We start from the raw sequence: 17,544 nt of genomic DNA on the forward strand, positions 1-17,544 counted from the left end.
CCGTCCAGGAGGCAATAATGGGTTGGTCACCCGATGTAACTGTGATGTCCGCGATGCGCAACCCGGCGATTTTATCGGCCACCTCTGGCTCCACGCCCCCGACGCCGTCGGAGAGGGCTCGCGCGCCCCTGCGCGCCGAGCCGTCGCTGTTCGATGCCTGCCAGATCGGCGTGGTGCTGCGCACCGTGGTGTTCGTGGAGGTGGTGGTCGCCATCGCCGCGCTCTTCGTGATCTCCACGCCCGGCGAATGGCTGGTGCAGACCGCCACCGTCACCGGCGGCGCCTTGCCTGCCACGCTGCTCTGGCTGGTGACGGCCTGCGGGCTCAAGAAGCAATTGCGGCGTTTGCCGCGCCAGTGGCAGTACGTGGCCGGCGCCTTGCTGGGCGCGCTGGCCTCTCTTTACGGCTGCGGCCTCTTGCGCCTGACCGGCGTGCTCGCCAATGCGCCGTGGCTGGCCAGCGGGCTGGCCGGCGCGCTGTTCGCAGGGCTCGTGATGACCGCGATGGCCCTGCGCGCACGCGGCCAGACGCCCGCCGCAACCACGGCCCGGCTCGAGGAACTGCAGTCGCGCATCCGCCCCCACTTTCTCTTCAACACGCTCAACAGCGCCATCGCCCTCGTGCGCGAGGAGCCCGCCAAGGCCGAGACCATGCTCGAAGACCTGGCCGAGCTGTTCCGCCAGGCGCTGGCCGACCCGGGCGAATCGGGCACGCTGGCCGACGAGATCGCGCTGGCCGAGCGCTACCTCGCCATCGAGCAGGTGCGCTTCGGAGACCGCCTCCGCATCCGCTGGGACCTCGATGCCGCCGCCAGCAATGCACGCCTGCCGCCGCTGTTGCTGCAGCCGCTGGTCGAGAACGCCATCAAGCACGGCGTGGAGCCCAGCCCCGAGGGCGCCAAGCTGCGCATCCGCACCGAGCGGCGCGGCAGCATGGTCGTGATCGAGGTGGTCAACAGCCTGCCGCCGCTGCGCTGGGCCGACGAGCCGCTGCCGCGCGGCCACGGCATCGCGCTGGCCAACGTGCGCGACCGGCTGCGCCTGCTGCACGACATGCAGATGCAGTTCAGCGCCGGCATGGACCAGAAAAACTACCGGGTGCGCATCGCGATCCCCGCCGAATCATCATGACCCTCAAGACCCTCATCGTCGACGACGAAGCCCTGGCGCGCTCCCGCATGCGCACCCTGCTGCGCGACTGCACCACGCCCGCCGCCGAGGTGGTGGCCGAGGCCTCGCAGGGCGCCGAGGCGCAGCAGCACCTGGCCACGATGGACCTCGACCTCGTGCTGCTCGACGTGCACATGCCCGGCGTCGACGGCATCGAGGTGGCGCGCGCGCTGCGCAGCAACCCCGATGCGCCGGCCGTGGTGTTCGTCACCGCGCATGCGACGCACGCGGTCACCGCCTTCGAGCTCGACGCGGTCGACTACCTGACCAAGCCGGTGCGCGCCGAGCGGCTGCAGCAGGCGCTGCTGAAGGCCGAGCGCTTCCTGAAGGAGCGCCGCGCGCTGCAGGCCGATGCCGCCCCCGAGACCGTGCTGATCCAGGACCGCGGCCGCGCCGAGCGTGTGCCGCTCTCCGAGGTGCTGTACCTGAAGTCGGAATACAAGTACCTCACCGTGCGCACCGCCACGCGCAGCCACATCCTCGATGGCTCGCTCAACGAGTTCGAGGAGCGCTATCCGAACCGCTTTCTGCGGGTGCATCGCAATGCGCTGGTGGCCCGCTCGGCCATCCGCGCGCTCGAGAAATACGACGACGGCGAAGACGCCGAAGGCTGGGCCCTCCGGCTGGATGCGATTCCCGAACCCGTCGCGGTGTCGCGGCGCCAACTTGCCGCAGTGCGCGAAGTGCTCAAGGAAACGCGATGACCGACGAACACAAGCCGCCTGCGTCCGACAAACCTCAGGCTGCGGAGGCGCCGCAGCCCACCCCGGAGCCTCCGGCCGTCGAGCCTCCCGCGACGTCTTCTCCTGCCGCGCCTGCGCCGGAAGCCGCAGCCGCGCCGGAGGAGCCGGCTGCCGAGCCCACCGCGGCCCAGCGCCGGCGCCTCATGCTGCACATGCCGGTCGACGTGCGCAGCGCCTCGCTGGTCGTGCTCGCCGTGCTGGCCAGCGTCTTCGCGCTGCAGTGGGGCCAGGCGGTGTTCATCCCGCTGATGCTGAGCCTTTTGCTGACCTATGCGTTGTCGCCACTGGTCGAATTGCTCCACCGCTGGCACCTGCCGCGCTGGATCGGCGCCGCGTTCATCCTCGTGGGCCTGTTCGGCGGCATCGGCTGGACGGGCTATTCGCTCTCGGGCAACGCCTCGCAACTGGTCGATTCGCTGCCGGTCGCCGCGCAGAAGCTCGGGCAGGCGATGCGCCGCGACAAGGGCGCGAGCGCCACGCCGCTCGAAAGCGTGCAGCAGGCGGCCGCGCAGTTGGAGAAAGCGGCCGAGGAGAACTCCGCGCGCGTCGCCTCGAGGCGCGGCGTGGCCCGCGTCATCATCGAGCGGCCGGGCTTCAACGTGCGCGACTACCTGCTGAGCGGCACGGTCGGCCTGCTGAGCGCGCTGGGCCAGTTCACGCTGGTGGCCTTCCTCACCTACTTCGCGCTGTGCTCGGGCGACACCTTCCGGCGCAAGCTCATCAAGATCACTGGCTCGAGCCTGCAGAAGAAGAAGGTCACGGTGCATGTGCTGGACGACATCACCCGCAACATCGAGCGTTACCTGCTGGTGCAGATCTTCACCAGCGTGCTCGTGGGATTGGCCACTGGCCTCGCGTTCTGGGCCATCGGGCTGGAGAACGCCGCGGTGTGGGGAATCATCGCCGCGGTGACCAACCTCATTCCCTACATCGGCTCGGTCATCGTGCTCGCGGCGGCGGGGCTCGTGGCCTTCCTGCAGTTCAACAGCCTGCAGATGGGCCTTGCGGTGGCCGGCACTTCGCTGGCCATCCACACGATCATCGGCAACCTGCTGCTGCCCTGGCTCACCAGCCGAACCAGCCGCATGAACCCGGTGGCGGTGTTCGTGGGCGTGATCTTCTGGGGCTGGCTCTGGGGCATCTGGGGGCTGCTGCTGGGTATTCCGATCACGATGGTGATCAAGTCGATCTGCGACCGGGTGGAAGACCTGCAACCCATAGGCGAACTGCTGGGCGAATAGGGGCGCTCAGCCCGGCTGCGCCTTGCCGCGCGCCGCTTGTTTCACCGGCAGCTTTTTCGCCGCCGGCTTTTTCACCGGGAGCTTCTTCACGAACGTGTCGGCCGCATCGAGCGGCTTGCCGTCGTGCGTGCGCAGGTCGAGCTTGCGCACCGGCTTGCCGCTGCCCCGCTCGACCAGCACCGAGTGCGCCTCGCCCTTGCCGTAGAGGTGCTGCTCGCCCCAGTGCCTGAGGCCCACCACCACGGGGAAGAGGCCATTGCCCTTGGGCGTGAGAACGTACTCCTGGTACATCGTGCCGTCGGATGCGGGCGCGAGCGCGAGCACGCCTTCCTGCACCAGGTTCTTCAGCCGGTCCGCCAGGATGTTCTTCGCCACGCCCAGGCTCTGCTGGAATTCGCCGAAGCGCTTCATGCCGTCGAACGCATCGCGAATGATGAGCAGCGACCACTGGTCGCCCACGATGTCGAGCGAGCGCGCCATCGGGCAGGTGTCTGATTTGAGGCTTCGTCTCTTGGCCATGGTCCGTATTAGAACGGCGATGGTCTTCCGGTGGCAAATAAAAACCTGAATGCCTGCAACGCAACCGATGGCATCGAATTTCCGTAAGGTGCCCGGCATGCCTTATCTCCAGCTCGACGTGAACGGCCGCCACGAAGTGGCCGACAAGAAGCGCCTCGCGCGCCAGCTCTGCGAAACCTATGCGCAACTGATGAGCGTCGACATCCGCCGCATCAGCGTCGCGATCCGAGAGGTGGGCGAGGGCGGCGTCTGGCGCATGGTGGACGGCGAGGTGGTCGAGGTGTCGGTGCTCATGTGCGACATCCGGCGCGGCCGCTCCGCCGAGTTGCGGCTCGAGGTCGCGAAGGCCCTGTGCCGCGATTGCATCGACATGCTGGGGCTGCGCGAAGACCGGCTCAACGTCGAGTTCACCCAGCATTCGGGCGATGAGATGTACCACCCGACGCTGGGCGGCTACAGCCCGGAGTGGTCGGAAGACGAAGCCGGCTGAGCACGCCGGGCGCGCTCCAGCCGACCGAAGCGCGCGATCATCAGCGGACCGAGCAACGCGCCCAGCCCGACCGAACTCCATGCAGCGACCCAGCCGTAGGTGCTGCCGAAGCCGAAGCGCGTCTGCCCCCAGTCGAGCACGAGGCCGAACACCCACGGGCTCAGCGCGCCCGCGCCGAAACCCATCACCGAGCGCACCGAGTACGCCACGCCGAGGCGATGCGGCGCCACCACGTCGGCCAGCGCGGTCGAGTAGACCGACGAGTCCGCGATTGCGAGGAGGTTGTAGACGGCGGCCATCGCGGCGAGCAGCCACAGCGGCCAGGTCCACATCCAGCCGAAGGTGAACGACATGCACAGGCTCGCGAGCGTGGCGACCATCATGATTCGCGCGCGGCCGAAGCGGTCCGATGCCGCGCCGCCGGCGATGCTGCCGAACACGCTGACCAGGTGCGCGAACGCCGCCAGCGCGATGCCCGCACCCTGCCACGGCGACGCGCCGCCCGCCGATGCCACGAGATAGGCGGGCAGCCAGGCCCACAGGGCCATCAACTCCCAGCAGTGGAAGGCGTAGGCCCAGTTGCCGGCCATCGCGGGCTTGTCGCGCACCGTTTCCTTCAGCGCATGCCAGGTTCCTTCGCGCACCGTGCCCGCGGGGGCGGGTGGCGCGGGCGGGCGCATGCGTCGCAGCGCGGGGATCGTCAGCAGCGCGCCCGCGGCCGTGCAGCCTGCCGCCGCCAGCAACCCCAGCCGCCAGCCCTGCGCATGGCTGAACGCCGCCGCCACCGCAAGCGACAAGGCGTAGCCCATCGACGATGCGCCGAGGAACAGCCCCATCGCCTTGCCGCGCACCGCCGGCTCGGTGTTGCGCGCGAGCAGTTGCAGCCCCGGCGTGTACGACGCGCCCGCGCACAAGCCCGCGAGGCCGTAGAGCAGCATCGCGGAGAGGTGGTCGTGCGCGAAGGTCGCAAAGGCCAGCGCCGCGACCGCGCTGACCGCGCTGCCGGCCAAGAAGACCCGGTGCGGCCCGTAGCGGTCCGCCAGGAGGCCCACGGCGAACAGCGAACTCATGTAGCCCACGTGCCAGGCGCTCTGGATCGAGCCGGCCTCGGCGGCCGTCATGTGCCAGTCGATCATCATGAAAGGCAGCACGCCCGAGTAGGCGGTGACGATCATGGCCTGAAGCAGCCGGCTCGTGCACAGCAGCGCGAGCCAGCCGCGCCGGGGTGTGGGTTCAGCGCAGTGCACGCTGCATCAGCACGGTATCGACCCACTGCCCGAACTTGAAGCCGACGCTGCGCAGCACGCCGACCGTCTCGAAGCCGAGGCTTTCGTGCAGGCGCTGCGACCCGGTGTTCGCGCTGTTGCCCACCACCGCCACCATCTGCGTGAAGCCGCCCTCGGTGCAGTGCGCGATCACCGCCCGCAGGAGCGCCATGCCGATGCCGTGGCCGTGCATGCCGCGCGCGACGTAGATCGAGTCTTCCACCGTGTGGCGGTAGGCGGAGCGGGCGCGGTAGGGGCTCGCGTAGGCATAGCCAGCCACCTCGCCGTTCTTCAGTGCGACCAGATAGGGAAGACCGCGGCGCAGCACCTCGGTTCGGCGCGTCTGCATGTCTTCCACAGTGGGCACTTCTTCCTCGAAGGAGCACAGGTCGTGCTGCACATAGTGGCTGTAGATCGCCTGCACCGAGGCCATGTGGTGCGGCTCGGCATCGAGGATTTCGAGGGCGGAGGAAAGAAGGGGCGGTGCTTGCATGCCTCGATCTTGACGCGCCACCACCGATAAGTGAAGCTTGGCCTGCCTATGCAGGGCATAAGGAATACTTTGGAAAAGACACTGAACCTCGACCAGCTCAAGTCCTTCGGTCTGGTGATCGAAACAGGCAGCTTCTCGGCCGCGGCCGACCGGCTCGGCCTCACGCAGCCGGCCATCAGCCTGCAGGTGCGCCAGCTGGAACGCAGGCTTGCGGTGCGCTTGATCGAACGGGTCGGCAAGCGCGCGAGGGCCACGCCGGCCGGCATGGAACTGCTGCGCCATGCGCACCACATCGAAACCGCGGTGGACAACGCCATCGACGCGCTGGCCGATCACGCAAGCGGGGTCACGGGCCGGGTGCGCCTGGGCACCGGTGCCACAGCCTGCCTGCATTTCCTTCCGGCCGTGCTGCGCGCGCTGCGGGAGGAGTTTCCGGCGCTCGGCATTGTGGTGAGCACGGGCAACACGGAAGACCAGGTGCGCAGGGTCGAGGAGAACAGCATCGACCTCGCGCTGGTCACGCTACCCGCCGCCGGCCGTTCGCTGAGCGTGACGCCGGTGCTCGACGACGAGTTCGTCGCCATCGGCCGCAGCGACCTCGCACCGCTGAAGGCGCGGGTGACGCCGGCCGACCTGGGCGGCTTGCCGCTGGTGTTGTTCGAGCCCGCGGCCAACACGCGCAAGCTGGTCGATCGCTGGTTCGCCGCCGAAGGCCTGCAGCCGCAGCCCGTGATGGAGCTGGGCAGCGTGGAAGCGATGAAGGAGATGGTGGCTGCGGGGCTGGGTTACGGCATCGTGCCGCGCATGGCGATGGCCGGACGCGGCGCCCACCCCGACCTGAAGATCAGCCGCCTCGCGCCGCGCATGCACCGCACGCTGGCCGTCGTCATCCGGCGCGACAAGCCGGTGAACAAGGCCCTGCGCGTGGTGCTCGATGCAATCGCGGCAGCGGGCAAGAAGGCGGGGCCGGTTACTCGGGCAAGGTAGCCAGCACCGGACCGCCGCGCGCCCGGCCCAGCGTTCCAACGATCAGCGCGGCGATCAGCACCAACCCGCCGCTGAGCACCATCGCGCTGGAGATGCCGAAGTTGTCGACCGTGAGGCCTCCGATGAGCGCGCCCGAGGCGATCGCGATCTGGAAGCCGCTCACGAGCAGCGCCTGGCCGGCTTCGGGGGCATCGGGCACGGCTTCCATCATCCAGCCGGTGAGCGCCACCGGGATCAGGCCGAAGGCCACGCCCCAGATGAAGACCACCACCGCGCCCGGCACGAAGCCGCTGCCGATCAGCGTCGACAGCAGCAGTGCCGTCGCCAACATCAGCGCAGCCAGCAAGGTGGTACCGCGTACGCTGCGCGCCACGAGGCTGCCGCCGACGAAGGTGCCGATGAAGCCGACCGCGCCGTACACCAGCAGCAGCGTCGAGACAGCGTTGGGCTCCAGGCCGAACACCTGCTGCAGCAGCGGCTTGAGGTACGTATAGGCCGCGAAGTGCCCGGCGATGAAGAACAGCACCGCGAGCAGCCCGACCTGCGCCATGCGGCGCGTGAGCGGCGTGAGCAGATCGCGTGCGCCGATGGCGCGCACCGGCGGAATCGCGGGCAAGAGCCACAGTTGCACGAGCAGCACCACCGCGGCGAGCGCGCCGGTCACCGCGAACGAAGCGCGCCAGCCGAAGAGCGTGCCGAGGAACGAGCCCGCGGGCACGCCGAGCACGGTGGCGGCGGAAACACCAGCCAGCACCAGCGACATGGCGCGTGCCTTCGAAGCGTCGGGCACAAGTTGCGTGGCGGCGGCGGGTGCGAAGGTCCAGAAGCCGCCCACGCACAAGCCGAGCAGCAGGCGCGCGACGAGCATGGTGGCGAAGTTGGGCGCAAAGGCCGCGAGCAGGTTCGAGGCGATCAGCAAGGTGGTGAGCGCGATCAGCACCGTGCGCCGGTCGAGCTTGCCCGAGGCGACGATCAGCGCCGGCCCGGCGAAGGCGGCGAGCACGCCGGGCATCGTGACCATGAGGCCGGCCGTGCCGTCGGACACGTTCAGGCCGCGCGCGATGTCGGTGAGAAGCCCGATGGGCATGAACTCGGTGGAGACCATCGCGAAGGTGCCGACGGCGATGGAGCCGACCGCGAGCCAGGCGGAACGGGTCGTCTTGACCAGCCCGGACGGCGACGACGACACGTCGTCGATGCAGGGATTGCTGCTGGGTGCATTCATCATGGGAAGGGATCCTGGAGCGCATCGGCGAAGCGCGTGCCGATGCTTGTTGCGGGAGTCCAGGGAGTGTGAAAGCGGATGTCCTCGCGACAAAGGGGGCTCGCGACAGTAGTCAGTTTCCCGTGGGCGAACAATCGGGCCTTTTTGCAACTGGGTGGCTGCTGACCTGTTCACCGTGGCGGCTATCGCCACCACCACCATTCCCTATCGAAGCTGCAGCACCCGGCCGTCGGCAATGAACGAATCGCCGACTAGCACACGAAAGTCCGCACCCTGCACAAAGCGAGGCTTGGCGAGGTCGGGCTTCAGGAACTCGATGTCGAGAGCATGCGCTTTGCCGCGCTCCAGCAGTTCGCCCTGCGGCACGAACCATCGCGCGGAAAAACCTTCGTTGTCGATCACCAGCGCGCAGCGGTATTCCCCTGCGGCGAGCGGCACGTCATGGATCGGCAGCGCCGGCGGGCGCAGCGTGACGTCGGCACGCAGATGCGGCGTGAACGCACCCAGCGCATCGAAGGTCACGGGTTCGGGCGGCGGCGCGCGGCGCGGCAGCTTGCCGATGAGCCACGCGATCACGTTGCCGATGATCGGCACCCACAGCACCATCAGCAGCGTGGCGATGTCGCGCGTGGTCGTGCCGCGCTCCGCGTAGTGCCGCACCACCGCCCCGCCAACCGCCACGCACAGCAGGATGACGACGATCAATCTGCGGCGGGACTGGATGGTGCTCACCGCGCACCCTCGGCGCTGCGCTTCATCCCGTGTTGCGCAGCCCCGCGGCCACCCCGTTTATCGAGATGTGAATGCCGCGCTGCAGCCGCTCGCCGCCGTCGCCCGCGCGATAACGGCGCATCAATTCGACCTGCAGGTGATGCAGCGGATCGATGTACGGGAAGCGATGCCGCACCGAGCGCTGCATCTCCGCATTGCCTTCGAGGCGCTGCTTCGCGCCGGTGATGAGCGTGAGCGCATCCGAGGTGCGGTGCCATTCGGCATCGATCATCGAGAACACCTTCTGGCGCAGCTTGCGGTCGGTCACCAGTTCAGCATAGCGCGAGGCCAGCGCGAGGTCGCTCTTGGCGAGCACCATGTCCATGTTCGAGAGCAGCGTGCGAAAGAACGGCCACTGCGCATACATGCGCTGCAGCAGCGCGACGCGCTCCTTCTTGCCGGCGGCGTTGCCGGCCGAGGCGAGGAACTGCTCCACGCCCGCGCCGAAGCCGAACCAGCCGGGAATCGTGAGGCGGCATTGGCCCCAACTGAAGCTCCACGGCACCGCGCGCAGGTCGTCGATCTTGTGACTCGGGTTGCGCGATGCGGGGCGCGAGCCGATGTTGAGCTCGGCGATTTCGCGGATCGGCGTGGAGCCGAAGAAGTAGTCGCCGAAACCGGGGGTCTCGTACACCAGCTTGCGGTACGCGGCCATGCTGGCGGCCGAGAGTTCGCTCGCGGCCGAAAGGAAGGTGGCAGGCGCCGACTTGCCCTGCGGCAGCAGCGTGGCCTCGAGCGTGGCGGCCACGAGCGTCTCGAGGTTGCGTCGGCCGATCTCACGGTTGGCGTACTTCGAGCCGATGACTTCGCCTTGCTCCGTGAGACGGATCTGGCCGCGCACCGTGCCCGGCGGCTGCGCAAGGATCGCTTGGTAGCTCGGGCCGCCGCCGCGTCCCACCGTGCCGCCGCGGCCATGGAACATGCGCAGGCGGATCGGGTTGGCCTTCTTCTTGTTGAGTTCGTCGAACAGCGACACCAGCGCGATGCCCGCGCGGTACAGCTCCCAATTGCTGGTGAAGATGCCGCCGTCCTTGTTGCTGTCGCTGTAGCCGAGCATCACGTCCTGCTCGCCGCCCGAGCGCTCGATGAGCGCCTGGATGTTCGGCAGTGCATAGAAGGCGCGCACGATGGGCGCGGCGTTGCGCAGGTCTTCGATGGTTTCGAACAGCGGCACGACGATCAGGTCGCACACCGCATTGGTGGCCATCGCACCGCGCAAGAGGCCCACTTCCTTTTGCAGCAGCAGCGCTTCGAGCAGATCGCTCACCGTTTCGGTGTGGCTGATGATGTAGTGGCGAATGGCCGCGGCGCCGTAGCGCGCACGCGCGGTGCGGGCGGCGGCGAAGATGGCGAGCTCGCTTTTTGCGAGCGGCGAGTAGTCGGCATCGGGCACGCGCAGGGGACGCGCATCGTCGAGCAGCTTGAGCAGCAGCGTCTGCTTGGCCTCTTCGGCGAGCGAGGCGTACGACGGCTCGATGCGCGCAGTGGCGAGCAGCTCGGCGATCACTGCCTCGTGCTTGTCGGAGCTCTGGCGCAGGTCGACCGTGGCGAGGTGGAAGCCGAACACTTCCACCGCGCGGATCAGCGGCCGCAGGCGCGGCGCGGCGAGCACGCTGCCGTGCTTTTCGCCGAGCGACTCTTCCACCGTGCGCAGGTCGGCGAGGAATTCCTCGGCCTTCGCATACGGGTTCTGCGGTGCGACCGCATGGCGCGCGGCCTCGCCGCCGGTGAGCTCGCGCAACGTGGCCGCCAGGCGCGCATACACGCCCGTGAGCGCGCGGCGGTAGGGCTCGTCCTTGCGGTGCTCGCTGGTGTCGGGCGAGCGCTCGGCCAGCGCCTGCATCTCGACCGACACATCGACCAGCGTGGCCGAAAGCGAAAGCTCGCCGCCCAGGTAGTGCACCTCGGTGAGGTACAAGCGCAGCGCCAGTTCGGCCTGCCGGCCGAGCGCGTATTCGAGCGTCTCGGCGGTGACGTTCGGGTTGCCGTCGCGGTCGCCGCCGATCCACTGGCCCATGCGCAGGAACGGCGCAACCGACGGCGTGTGGCCGCCTTGGGTCAGCGCCTTTTCGAGGTCGGCATAGACGCGCGGAATCTCGCGCAGGAACGTGGCTTCGTAATAGCTCAGCGCGTTCTCGATTTCATCGGCCACGGTGAGCTTGGAAAAGCGCAGGAGGCGCGTCTGCCAGATCTGCGTGACGCGCGTGCGCATCTGCGTTTCGTTGTCGGCGAGCTCGATGGGCGAGAGCGCATCCTTTCCGCTCGCGTAGGCGCTCTGGCGCAGCTTGATTTCGTCGCGCGTGGTGAGCAGCAGGGCAATCGCGCGCTCGGCATCCAGGATGCTCTTGCGCTGCACTTCCGTCGGGTGCGCGGTGAGCACGGGCGACACGTAGCTGTGGGCCAGCGAGGCGACGATTTCGTCGGGCTTAACGCCCGCCTTGCGGATGCGCGCGAGGGCGGTCTGCAGGTCGCCGTCGGCCAGCACGCCTTCGCGATCGGCCTCGGTGCGGCGACGGATCTGGTGGCGGTCTTCTGCAAGATTGGCCAGGTGGCTGAAGTAGGTGAAGGCGCGAATCACGCGCACCGTCTCGGCGGCGCTCAGGCCCTTGAGCAGGTTCTTGAGCGCCCGGTCGGCCGCCTGGTCCGCGTCGCGGCGAAAGGCCACGGACAGGGTGCGGATCTTTTCCACCAACGCATAGGTTTCGTCTCCTTCCTGCTCCCGGATCACATCGCCGAGGATCCGGCCCAACAGCCGGATGTCGTCGATCAGTGGCTGGTCTTCGGCCTGTCGGCGCTTGGGGAGGGCAGGGGTCTTGCTGGCTTTCATTCGATGTTGTTCCTGGGGACTTGAATGGACGCGCCGCCTGCGTTGCTGCGGCGCAACATGCTAGCATTCCGGCGTCTGAAAACATGTACTTTTTGGGAGCGGTCTTGAGCAATATCGTGATCGCGACGCGCGAAAGCCGGTTGGCCCTTTGGCAAGCCGAACACGTGCAAGCGCTTCTGCAAGAAAGAGGCCATACGGTCAGCCTCCTGGGCATGACGACCCGGGGCGACCAGATCCTCGACAAGAGCCTGAGCAAGGTCGGCGGCAAGGGCCTCTTCGTGAAGGAACTCGAAACGGCGATCGAAGACGGTCGCGCCGACATCGCGGTGCACTCGCTCAAAGATGTGCCGATGGACCTGCCCGAAGGCTTCGTCCTCGCCTGCGTGCTGGAGCGCGAGGACCCGCGCGATGCAATGGTCTCCCCCCGATACGCCTCGCTCGACGAACTGCCGCACGGCGCGGTGGTCGGCACCTCCAGCCTGCGCCGCGTGGTGCTGCTCAAGGCCAGGCGGCCCGACGTGCGCATCGAACCGCTGCGCGGCAACCTCGATACGCGCCTCCGCAAGCTCGACGAGGGGCAGTACGACGCGATCATCCTGGCGGCCGCGGGCTTGAAGCGCCTCGGCCTCGAAGACCGCATCCGCGTGGCCTTCGAACCAGACGACATGCTGCCGGCAGCGGGGCAGGGCGCTCTGGGCATCGAAGTGCGCGCCGACCGCGAGGATCTGATCGAACTGCTCGCGCCGCTCGCGCACCGCGGCGACTGGCTCTCGACCGCCGCCGAGCGCGCAGTGAGCCGTGCGATGGGTGGCAGTTGTTCGATGCCGCTCGCGGCGCATGCCCGCTGGCAGGCCGATGGCGTGTTGCGCATCGATGCTGCCTGGGGCGACCCTGAAGGCAATGCGCCGCTCGTTCGCGTTCATGCGCAGGCCGACGTCGGTGACTTCGGACGCGCCGACGCGCTCGGCGAACACGCGGCTGCGCTACTGCGCGACGCAGGCGCCCACTGAAACCCGTGGTCGTCCGATGACTGCGCGGCCCGTCATCGTCACGCGGCCCGCGCGCGAGGCCGTGCAGTGGGTCGACGACCTGCGCGCCGCCGGGCTCGATGCGGTGGCGCTCCCATTGATCGTCATCGAGCCGGTCCACGATGCCGAGCCGCTGCGCGCGGCCTGGCGGCGCATCGAAGACTACGCCGCGCTGATGTTCGTCAGCGCCACAGCAGTCGAGCATTTCTTCCAGAGCAGGGACGCGGATTCATCCGACGAAGCGATGGCCGGCCGCCGCTTCTGGGCCACGGGGCCCGGCACGACGCGTGCCCTGCTGCGCGCCGGCGTGCCGCCCGAAGCCATCGATGCACCGCCGCCCGAGGCCACGCGCTTCGACTCCGAGGCGCTGTGGGAGCGTGTCCAGGCCCAGGTATCGACCGGCGTGCGCGTGCTCATCGTGCGCGGCGGCGATGAAGCCGGGCAACCCGCCGGCCGCGACTGGCTCGCCAAGGAGATCGACGCCGCGAGCGGGCAGCGCGACACGGTGGTGGCCTATCGCCGATTGCCGCCGTTGTTCGATGTCGGACAACGTCAACTCGCCATCGATGGTGCGCAAGGCCGCGCTATCTGGCTCTTCAGCAGCTCGGAAGCGATCGCCAATCTCCAGCGCGCGATGCCCGGCACCGACTGGCACGCCGCAAGCGCGGTCGCCACGCACGCTCGCATCGGCGAAGCCGCGCGGGCCGCGGGTTTTGGTGCGTTGCGTGTCTGCACACCTCTGCGGGATGCGTTGATCGCGTCGATAGAATCGTTGGCATGAGCGCCGCGTCCCCGTCAGACGACATTTCTCCTTCTTCTCCCACTGCCGCAACGGCGCCGGTGCCCGCCACGCTGGCGCCGCATCAGACGCCCGCCGCCATGGCCGCCGCAGCCACTTTGCTGTCCCGCATCGGCCTGGGGCTCCTCACTCTCATGGCGCTGCTCGCATTGGTGATGACCATCGCGCTGTGGAACAAGGTCAGCGGCATGAAGGAGCAGCTGGCACGCCAGAGCGCCGAGGCCACCGCCCAGTCGATGGAAGCGCGCACGCTGGCGCGCCAGGCCAGCGACACGGTGCGCGATGCCGCGGCCCGCGTGGCGCTCATCGAAACCCGCGTGGCCGAAGTCGCACTGCAGCGTTCGCAACTCGAAGAACTGATGCAGAGCCTGTCGCGTTCGCGCGATGAAAACCTCGTGGTCGATATCGAGTCGGCTGTGCGCCTTGCGCTGCAGCAGGCGCAGGTCACCGGCAACGTGGAACCCTTGTTGGCTGCGTTGAAGGCGGGCGACCTGCGCATTTCACGCGCCGCGCAGCCGCGGCTCGCACCGCTGCAGCGCGCGATGCAGCGCGACGCTGATCGCCTCCGCAGCAACTCGAGCGTCGACAGCGCCGAAGCACTGCAGAAGCTCGACGAACTGATGCGCAACGTGGACGACCTGCCCGCGATCAATGCGGTGGCGGTGCGCGGCACGGGTGTCAACGCGTGGCAGCCCGAACCGATTCCGGCCGATGCACCATGGTGGCGGCGTGCGCTGCTCACGGTGCGCGGCGAAGCGCGTTCGCTGGTGCGCGTCGGCCGCATCCAGAGCCCCGAGGCGATCCTGCTGGCGCCCGAGCAGACCTACTTTCTGCGCGAGAACCTCAAGCTGAAGCTGCTCAACGCGCGCCTCTCGCTGCTGTCGCGCCAGGTCGATGCCACGCGCACCGAACTGGCCCAGGTGGGCGCGTCGCTCAACCGCTATTTCGACCCCGCCTCGCGCCGCACGCAGGCAGCCGCCACGCTGTTGCAGCAGCTTCAGGCGCAGGTGAAGACCACCGAGCCGGCGCGCGTCGACGACACGCTCGCGGCACTGGCCACTGCGGCCGCGGGACGCTGATCCGGTCATGCGCGCTGCAATCTGGCTCCTCGCGCTGTTCGCCGTCGCCGCGGCAGTCGCTCTTTTCGCGGGCAACAACCAGGGAACGATCACGGTGTTCTGGCCGCCCTGGCGCGTCGACCTGTCGCTGAACCTCGTGCTCGTGATCCTGCTGGGCACTTTCGTGTTGCTGCACGTGGCGCTGCGTGCGCTGGCCGCGCTCTTCTCGCTGCCGACACAGGCGCGCCAGTGGCGCCTCCAGCAGAAGGAACGCACGCTGCATGCCGCATTGCTCGATGCGATGGTGCAGCTGATCGCCGGCCGCTTCTCGCGCGCACGCAAGGCGGCCCAGTCCGCGCTGGTGCAGGAAAAAACATTGGCTGCACTCGATGCGAACCTGCCCCAGGCGCAGCAGGTGCGCGTGCTGTCGCACCTGCTGGCCGCCGAGAGCGCGCAGGCGCTGCAGGACAAGCCGGCACGCGACGCTCATCTGCAACAGGCGCTCAAAGAGAGCGTCGACCGCACATTGCTCGCAAGCCCCGAGACACGCGAAGGCGTGCAACTGCGCGCTGCGCGCTGGGCGCTCGAAGACCGTGATGCGGCCGCCGCGCTTGCCCGCCTCGAAGAACTTCCGCAGGGCGCACAGCGGCGCACGCTGGCCCTGCGCCTTCGCCTGAAGGCGGCACGCCAGGACCGGCGCACGCTCGAAGCCCTCGAAACCGCCCGCCTGCTGGCCAAGCACCGCGCCTTCTCGGATGCGGCGGCGCAAAGCATCGTGCGCGGCCTCGCAACCGAACTGCTGTCTGGCGCGCACGACCCGGCGCAGTTGATGCGCGCCTGGTCCGAACTCGACACCAACGAACGCGAAATGCCCGAGGTGGCGATCCATGGCGCGCAACGCATGGTGCTGCTTCACGGCGACCTGTCGCTCGCGCGTGGCTGGCTGCTGCCCGCCTGGGAGCGCATGGTGGCGAACCCGCGCGGCCTCGGCGATGCGTTGCGCGTGAAGCTCGCGCGCGCACTCGAAGCGGGGCTCGACTCGGTGGACGCCGACTGGCTCGCCCGCATCGAAAGTGCCCAGCGCAACAACCCGCGCGACGCGAACCTGCAGTACCTCGCCGGCATGGCCTGCATGAAGCGCCAGCTCTGGGGCAAGGCGCAGCAACTGCTGACGCAGGCCGGGCTCGCGTTGCAGGACGCGGAGCTCTATCGCCGCGCCTGGCTCGCGCTGGCCGAACTGGCCGAAGCGCGCGAGGATGCCGAGCAGGCCGCCGCCGCCTGGAAGCGCGCGGCGCAGGCGCCCAGCAACTGATCTTGTCCGGCTTCAGGGGCACGCACCCGAAGGCTGCACCGACGGCCTGCGGCTGCCGAAGATCGCGAAGCTGATCGCCGCCAGCACCCAGATGCCGATGCCGCCGTAGAGCATCACCAGCTCGAAGCCGTGCAGCAGCGCCGCATGGACGATCGCACCGGACGGATCGAACTGCGCGAGGTCCGGAAAGCCCTGTGCGAGCGATGCGAAGTTGCCGGCCGCGATCTTCTCCGCGAGCAGGCGTAGTTGCTGCGCGTCGAACGAAGCGGGCAGGGCATTCTTCAGCGACGAGAAGATGCCCCCGAGCAGGATGAACCCCATCAGCGCGATGTTGACCGCCAGCGTGATCAGCCGCGCGCTCATGTCGATGCCCGACGCCATGCCCGCGCGGTTGCTGGGCACCGAGCCGGTCGTGGTGTTCGTCACGGGCGTGTTGGTCAGGCCGAGGCCGATGCCGGCCAGCAGGCAGCCGGGCAGCATGGTCATCCAGCTCGCCTGCGCTGCGCTGCTGCCGTAGCGCATCGCGAAGAAGCCCACGCCGATCACGAACATGCCCAGCGGAATGACCACGCCCGGCCGCCAGCGCAGCGAGAGGCGCTCGGCCAGCGGCGGCATCAGCAGCGTGGGCAGCGTGTAGGCCAGCAGGGCTGAGCCTGCGGTGACGGCGCCGTAGCCCAGGCCGCTCTGGAAGTAGATCGGCAGGTAGATCATGAACGGCCAGAAGCTGAAGTTCATGCCGATGGAGCCGAGGATCGCGCCCGAGAAATTGCGGATGCGGAAGACCGAGAAATCGAACATCGGATGCGGGTTGATCTTCTCGACCCACAGGAACACCGCGAAGCTGGCGGCCGAAGCGGCGAGGATGCCGAGCGCCAGCGGGCTCGTGAAGCCGATGTCCGGCCCCTGCGTGATGAACCATGTGAGCCCGAACACCGCCAGCGACAACGTGACGATGCCCGGCAGGTCGAGCCGCTTCGCTTGCGGATCGCGCGACTCCTCGATGCTGCCCAGCACGAGTGCCAGCGCCAGCACGCTCAGCGGCACGTGCACCAGGAACACCCATTCCCAGCTCGCCAGCGCCGCGATGGCGCCGCCGATGATCGGCCCGAAACCCAGCCCCATGCCGAAGACCACGCCCCAGATCGCGAAGGCCTTGCTGCGCTCGCGCCCCTCCTGGAACTGGTGCGACAGCACCGCGAGCTGGCAGATCAGCATCACGCCGCCGCTCAGGCCCTGCAGGAAGCGGCTCGCGATCAGCACCGGTGCGTCCTGCGCGATGCCGCAGACCAGCGAGGTGATGCCGAACAGGACGATGCCGACGGCGAGGATGCGCTTGCGGCCGTAGCGGTCGGCCAGTGTGCCGGCGGCCATCAACACCGTGGTGCAGGCGATGGTGTAGGCGTTCATGATCCATTGCATGTCCTTGAAGTCGCCGTGCAGGACTTTCTCCAGTGTGGGAAGGATCACCGGCACGCTGGAGATCTCCAGGCCGAACATGAGGGCGACGAGGCAGACCGCGGCGAGGGCAATGCGGTTCTTGCCGATATGGGAGAGGGGCATCGAAAGGCTTTCCGGAATCAGGTCCGGGCGATTCTGTGGAAAGCATCTTCATGATGG

Annotated in this window: 16 protein-coding genes; 9 read left to right on the forward strand and 7 right to left on the reverse strand. The window is 68.5% G+C overall.

The window, feature by feature from the left end; all coding sequences use genetic code 11:
- The first annotated feature begins 53 nt into the window (after window positions 1-53).
- The 3 genes from VARPA_RS07515 to VARPA_RS07525 are packed head-to-tail and all read left to right on the forward strand — an operon-like array spanning window position 54 to window position 3,153.
- Entirely contained in the window at window positions 54-1,130 is a 1,077-nt protein-coding gene (locus VARPA_RS07515; protein ID WP_041943400.1) for a sensor histidine kinase, read from the forward strand.
- Window positions 1,127-1,873: a LytR/AlgR family response regulator transcription factor gene (locus VARPA_RS07520; RefSeq protein ID WP_013539957.1), complete on the forward strand. Its 747-nt coding sequence runs from the start codon at window positions 1,127-1,129 to the stop codon at window positions 1,871-1,873. Before VARPA_RS07515 ends, VARPA_RS07520 begins: the two co-directional genes overlap by 4 nt.
- The gene (locus VARPA_RS07525) at window positions 1,870-3,153 is read left to right on the forward strand and encodes an AI-2E family transporter (RefSeq protein WP_013539958.1); all 1,284 of its coding nucleotides are present in this window, start codon (window positions 1,870-1,872) and stop codon (window positions 3,151-3,153) included. Before VARPA_RS07520 ends, VARPA_RS07525 begins: the two co-directional genes overlap by 4 nt.
- Before the next feature lie 6 nt (window positions 3,154-3,159).
- On the opposite strand, the gene VARPA_RS07530 is transcribed toward VARPA_RS07525, so the two are convergent.
- A complete protein-coding gene (locus VARPA_RS07530; protein ID WP_013539959.1) occupies window positions 3,160-3,672 on the reverse strand; it encodes a winged helix-turn-helix transcriptional regulator in 513 nt (170 codons plus the stop codon).
- 97 nt (window positions 3,673-3,769) lie between these two features.
- Here VARPA_RS07530 and VARPA_RS07535 point away from each other — a divergent pair, with 97 nt between their 5' ends.
- On the forward strand, window positions 3,770-4,162 hold the full coding sequence (locus VARPA_RS07535; RefSeq protein WP_041943404.1) for a tautomerase family protein: 393 nt from the start codon (window positions 3,770-3,772) through the stop codon (window positions 4,160-4,162).
- On the opposite strand, the gene VARPA_RS07540 is transcribed toward VARPA_RS07535, so the two are convergent.
- A complete protein-coding gene (locus tag VARPA_RS07540) occupies window positions 4,126-5,409 on the reverse strand; it encodes an MFS transporter (RefSeq protein WP_041942813.1) in 1,284 nt (427 codons plus the stop codon). The two genes, VARPA_RS07535 and VARPA_RS07540, sit on opposite strands and share 37 nt — an antisense overlap.
- The gene (locus VARPA_RS07545; protein ID WP_041942814.1) at window positions 5,396-5,920 is read right to left on the reverse strand and encodes a GNAT family N-acetyltransferase; all 525 of its coding nucleotides are present in this window, start codon (window positions 5,918-5,920) and stop codon (window positions 5,396-5,398) included. Before VARPA_RS07545 ends, VARPA_RS07540 begins: the two co-directional genes overlap by 14 nt.
- Window positions 5,921-5,968: 48 nt before the next feature.
- Between VARPA_RS07545 and VARPA_RS07550 the strand changes: the two genes are divergently transcribed.
- A complete protein-coding gene (locus VARPA_RS07550; protein ID WP_013539963.1) occupies window positions 5,969-6,907 on the forward strand; it encodes a LysR family transcriptional regulator in 939 nt (312 codons plus the stop codon).
- On the opposite strand, the gene VARPA_RS07555 is transcribed toward VARPA_RS07550, so the two are convergent.
- The 3 genes from VARPA_RS07555 to ppc all read right to left on the reverse strand — a co-directional run bounded on the left by VARPA_RS07555 (window position 6,891) and on the right by ppc (window position 11,730).
- Complete coding sequence (locus VARPA_RS07555; protein WP_013539964.1) at window positions 6,891-8,135, reverse strand: MFS transporter; 1,245 nt, start codon at window positions 8,133-8,135, stop codon at window positions 6,891-6,893. The genes VARPA_RS07550 and VARPA_RS07555 overlap by 17 nt on opposite strands.
- Window positions 8,136-8,336: 201 nt before the next feature.
- A complete protein-coding gene (locus VARPA_RS07560) occupies window positions 8,337-8,864 on the reverse strand; it encodes a hypothetical protein (RefSeq protein WP_013539965.1) in 528 nt (175 codons plus the stop codon).
- A gap of 22 nt (window positions 8,865-8,886) precedes the next feature.
- Window positions 8,887-11,730, reverse strand: coding sequence for a phosphoenolpyruvate carboxylase (gene ppc, locus VARPA_RS07565; RefSeq protein ID WP_013539966.1), 2,844 nt, complete (start codon window positions 11,728-11,730; stop codon window positions 8,887-8,889).
- An 83-nt stretch (window positions 11,731-11,813) separates the two neighbouring features.
- Between ppc and hemC the strand changes: the two genes are divergently transcribed.
- The 4 genes from hemC to VARPA_RS07585 are packed head-to-tail and all read left to right on the forward strand — an operon-like array spanning window position 11,814 to window position 15,927.
- A complete protein-coding gene (gene hemC, locus VARPA_RS07570) occupies window positions 11,814-12,740 on the forward strand; it encodes a hydroxymethylbilane synthase (protein ID WP_013539967.1) in 927 nt (308 codons plus the stop codon).
- Window positions 12,741-12,756: 16 nt separating this feature from the next.
- Window positions 12,757-13,539, forward strand: a complete 783-nt coding sequence (locus tag VARPA_RS07575; RefSeq protein WP_013539968.1) for a uroporphyrinogen-III synthase — start codon at window positions 12,757-12,759, stop codon at window positions 13,537-13,539.
- Window positions 13,536-14,636 carry a uroporphyrinogen-III C-methyltransferase gene (locus VARPA_RS07580; protein WP_013539969.1) on the forward strand — a complete coding sequence of 367 codons (1,101 nt, stop codon included), beginning with the start codon at window positions 13,536-13,538 and terminating at the stop codon, window positions 14,634-14,636. The genes VARPA_RS07575 and VARPA_RS07580 overlap by 4 nt, the downstream gene beginning before the upstream one ends.
- A gap of 7 nt (window positions 14,637-14,643) precedes the next feature.
- A complete protein-coding gene (locus VARPA_RS07585; protein WP_013539970.1) occupies window positions 14,644-15,927 on the forward strand; it encodes a heme biosynthesis protein HemY in 1,284 nt (427 codons plus the stop codon).
- A 12-nt stretch (window positions 15,928-15,939) separates the two neighbouring features.
- On the opposite strand, the gene VARPA_RS07590 is transcribed toward VARPA_RS07585, so the two are convergent.
- Window positions 15,940-17,487, reverse strand: coding sequence for an MFS transporter (locus VARPA_RS07590; RefSeq protein WP_013539971.1), 1,548 nt, complete (start codon window positions 17,485-17,487; stop codon window positions 15,940-15,942).
- Window positions 17,488-17,544: the final 57 nt, after the last annotated feature.

Source organism: Variovorax paradoxus EPS (assembly GCF_000184745.1).
Classification (GTDB): Bacteria; Pseudomonadota; Gammaproteobacteria; order Burkholderiales; family Burkholderiaceae_C; genus Variovorax; species Variovorax paradoxus_C.

Coding starts and splice junctions, on each gene's coding strand:
- VARPA_RS07515 (WP_041943400.1), top strand. CDS start 54: ATGCGCAACCCGGCGATTTTATCGGCCACCTCTGGCTCCACGCCCCCG.
- VARPA_RS07520 (WP_013539957.1), top strand. CDS start 1,127: ATGACCCTCAAGACCCTCATCGTCGACGACGAAGCCCTGGCGCGCTCC.
- VARPA_RS07525 (WP_013539958.1), top strand. CDS start 1,870: ATGACCGACGAACACAAGCCGCCTGCGTCCGACAAACCTCAGGCTGCG.
- VARPA_RS07530 (WP_013539959.1), bottom strand. CDS start 3,672: ATGGCCAAGAGACGAAGCCTCAAATCAGACACCTGCCCGATGGCGCGC.
- VARPA_RS07535 (WP_041943404.1), top strand. CDS start 3,770: ATGCCTTATCTCCAGCTCGACGTGAACGGCCGCCACGAAGTGGCCGAC.
- VARPA_RS07545 (WP_041942814.1), bottom strand. CDS start 5,920: ATGCAAGCACCGCCCCTTCTTTCCTCCGCCCTCGAAATCCTCGATGCC.
- VARPA_RS07550 (WP_013539963.1), top strand. CDS start 5,969: ATGCAGGGCATAAGGAATACTTTGGAAAAGACACTGAACCTCGACCAG.
- VARPA_RS07555 (WP_013539964.1), bottom strand. CDS start 8,135: ATGATGAATGCACCCAGCAGCAATCCCTGCATCGACGACGTGTCGTCG.
- ppc (WP_013539966.1), bottom strand. CDS start 11,730: ATGAAAGCCAGCAAGACCCCTGCCCTCCCCAAGCGCCGACAGGCCGAA.
- hemC (WP_013539967.1), top strand. CDS start 11,814: ATGTACTTTTTGGGAGCGGTCTTGAGCAATATCGTGATCGCGACGCGC.
- VARPA_RS07575 (WP_013539968.1), top strand. CDS start 12,757: ATGACTGCGCGGCCCGTCATCGTCACGCGGCCCGCGCGCGAGGCCGTG.
- VARPA_RS07580 (WP_013539969.1), top strand. CDS start 13,536: ATGAGCGCCGCGTCCCCGTCAGACGACATTTCTCCTTCTTCTCCCACT.
- VARPA_RS07585 (WP_013539970.1), top strand. CDS start 14,644: ATGCGCGCTGCAATCTGGCTCCTCGCGCTGTTCGCCGTCGCCGCGGCA.
- VARPA_RS07590 (WP_013539971.1), bottom strand. CDS start 17,487: ATGCCCCTCTCCCATATCGGCAAGAACCGCATTGCCCTCGCCGCGGTC.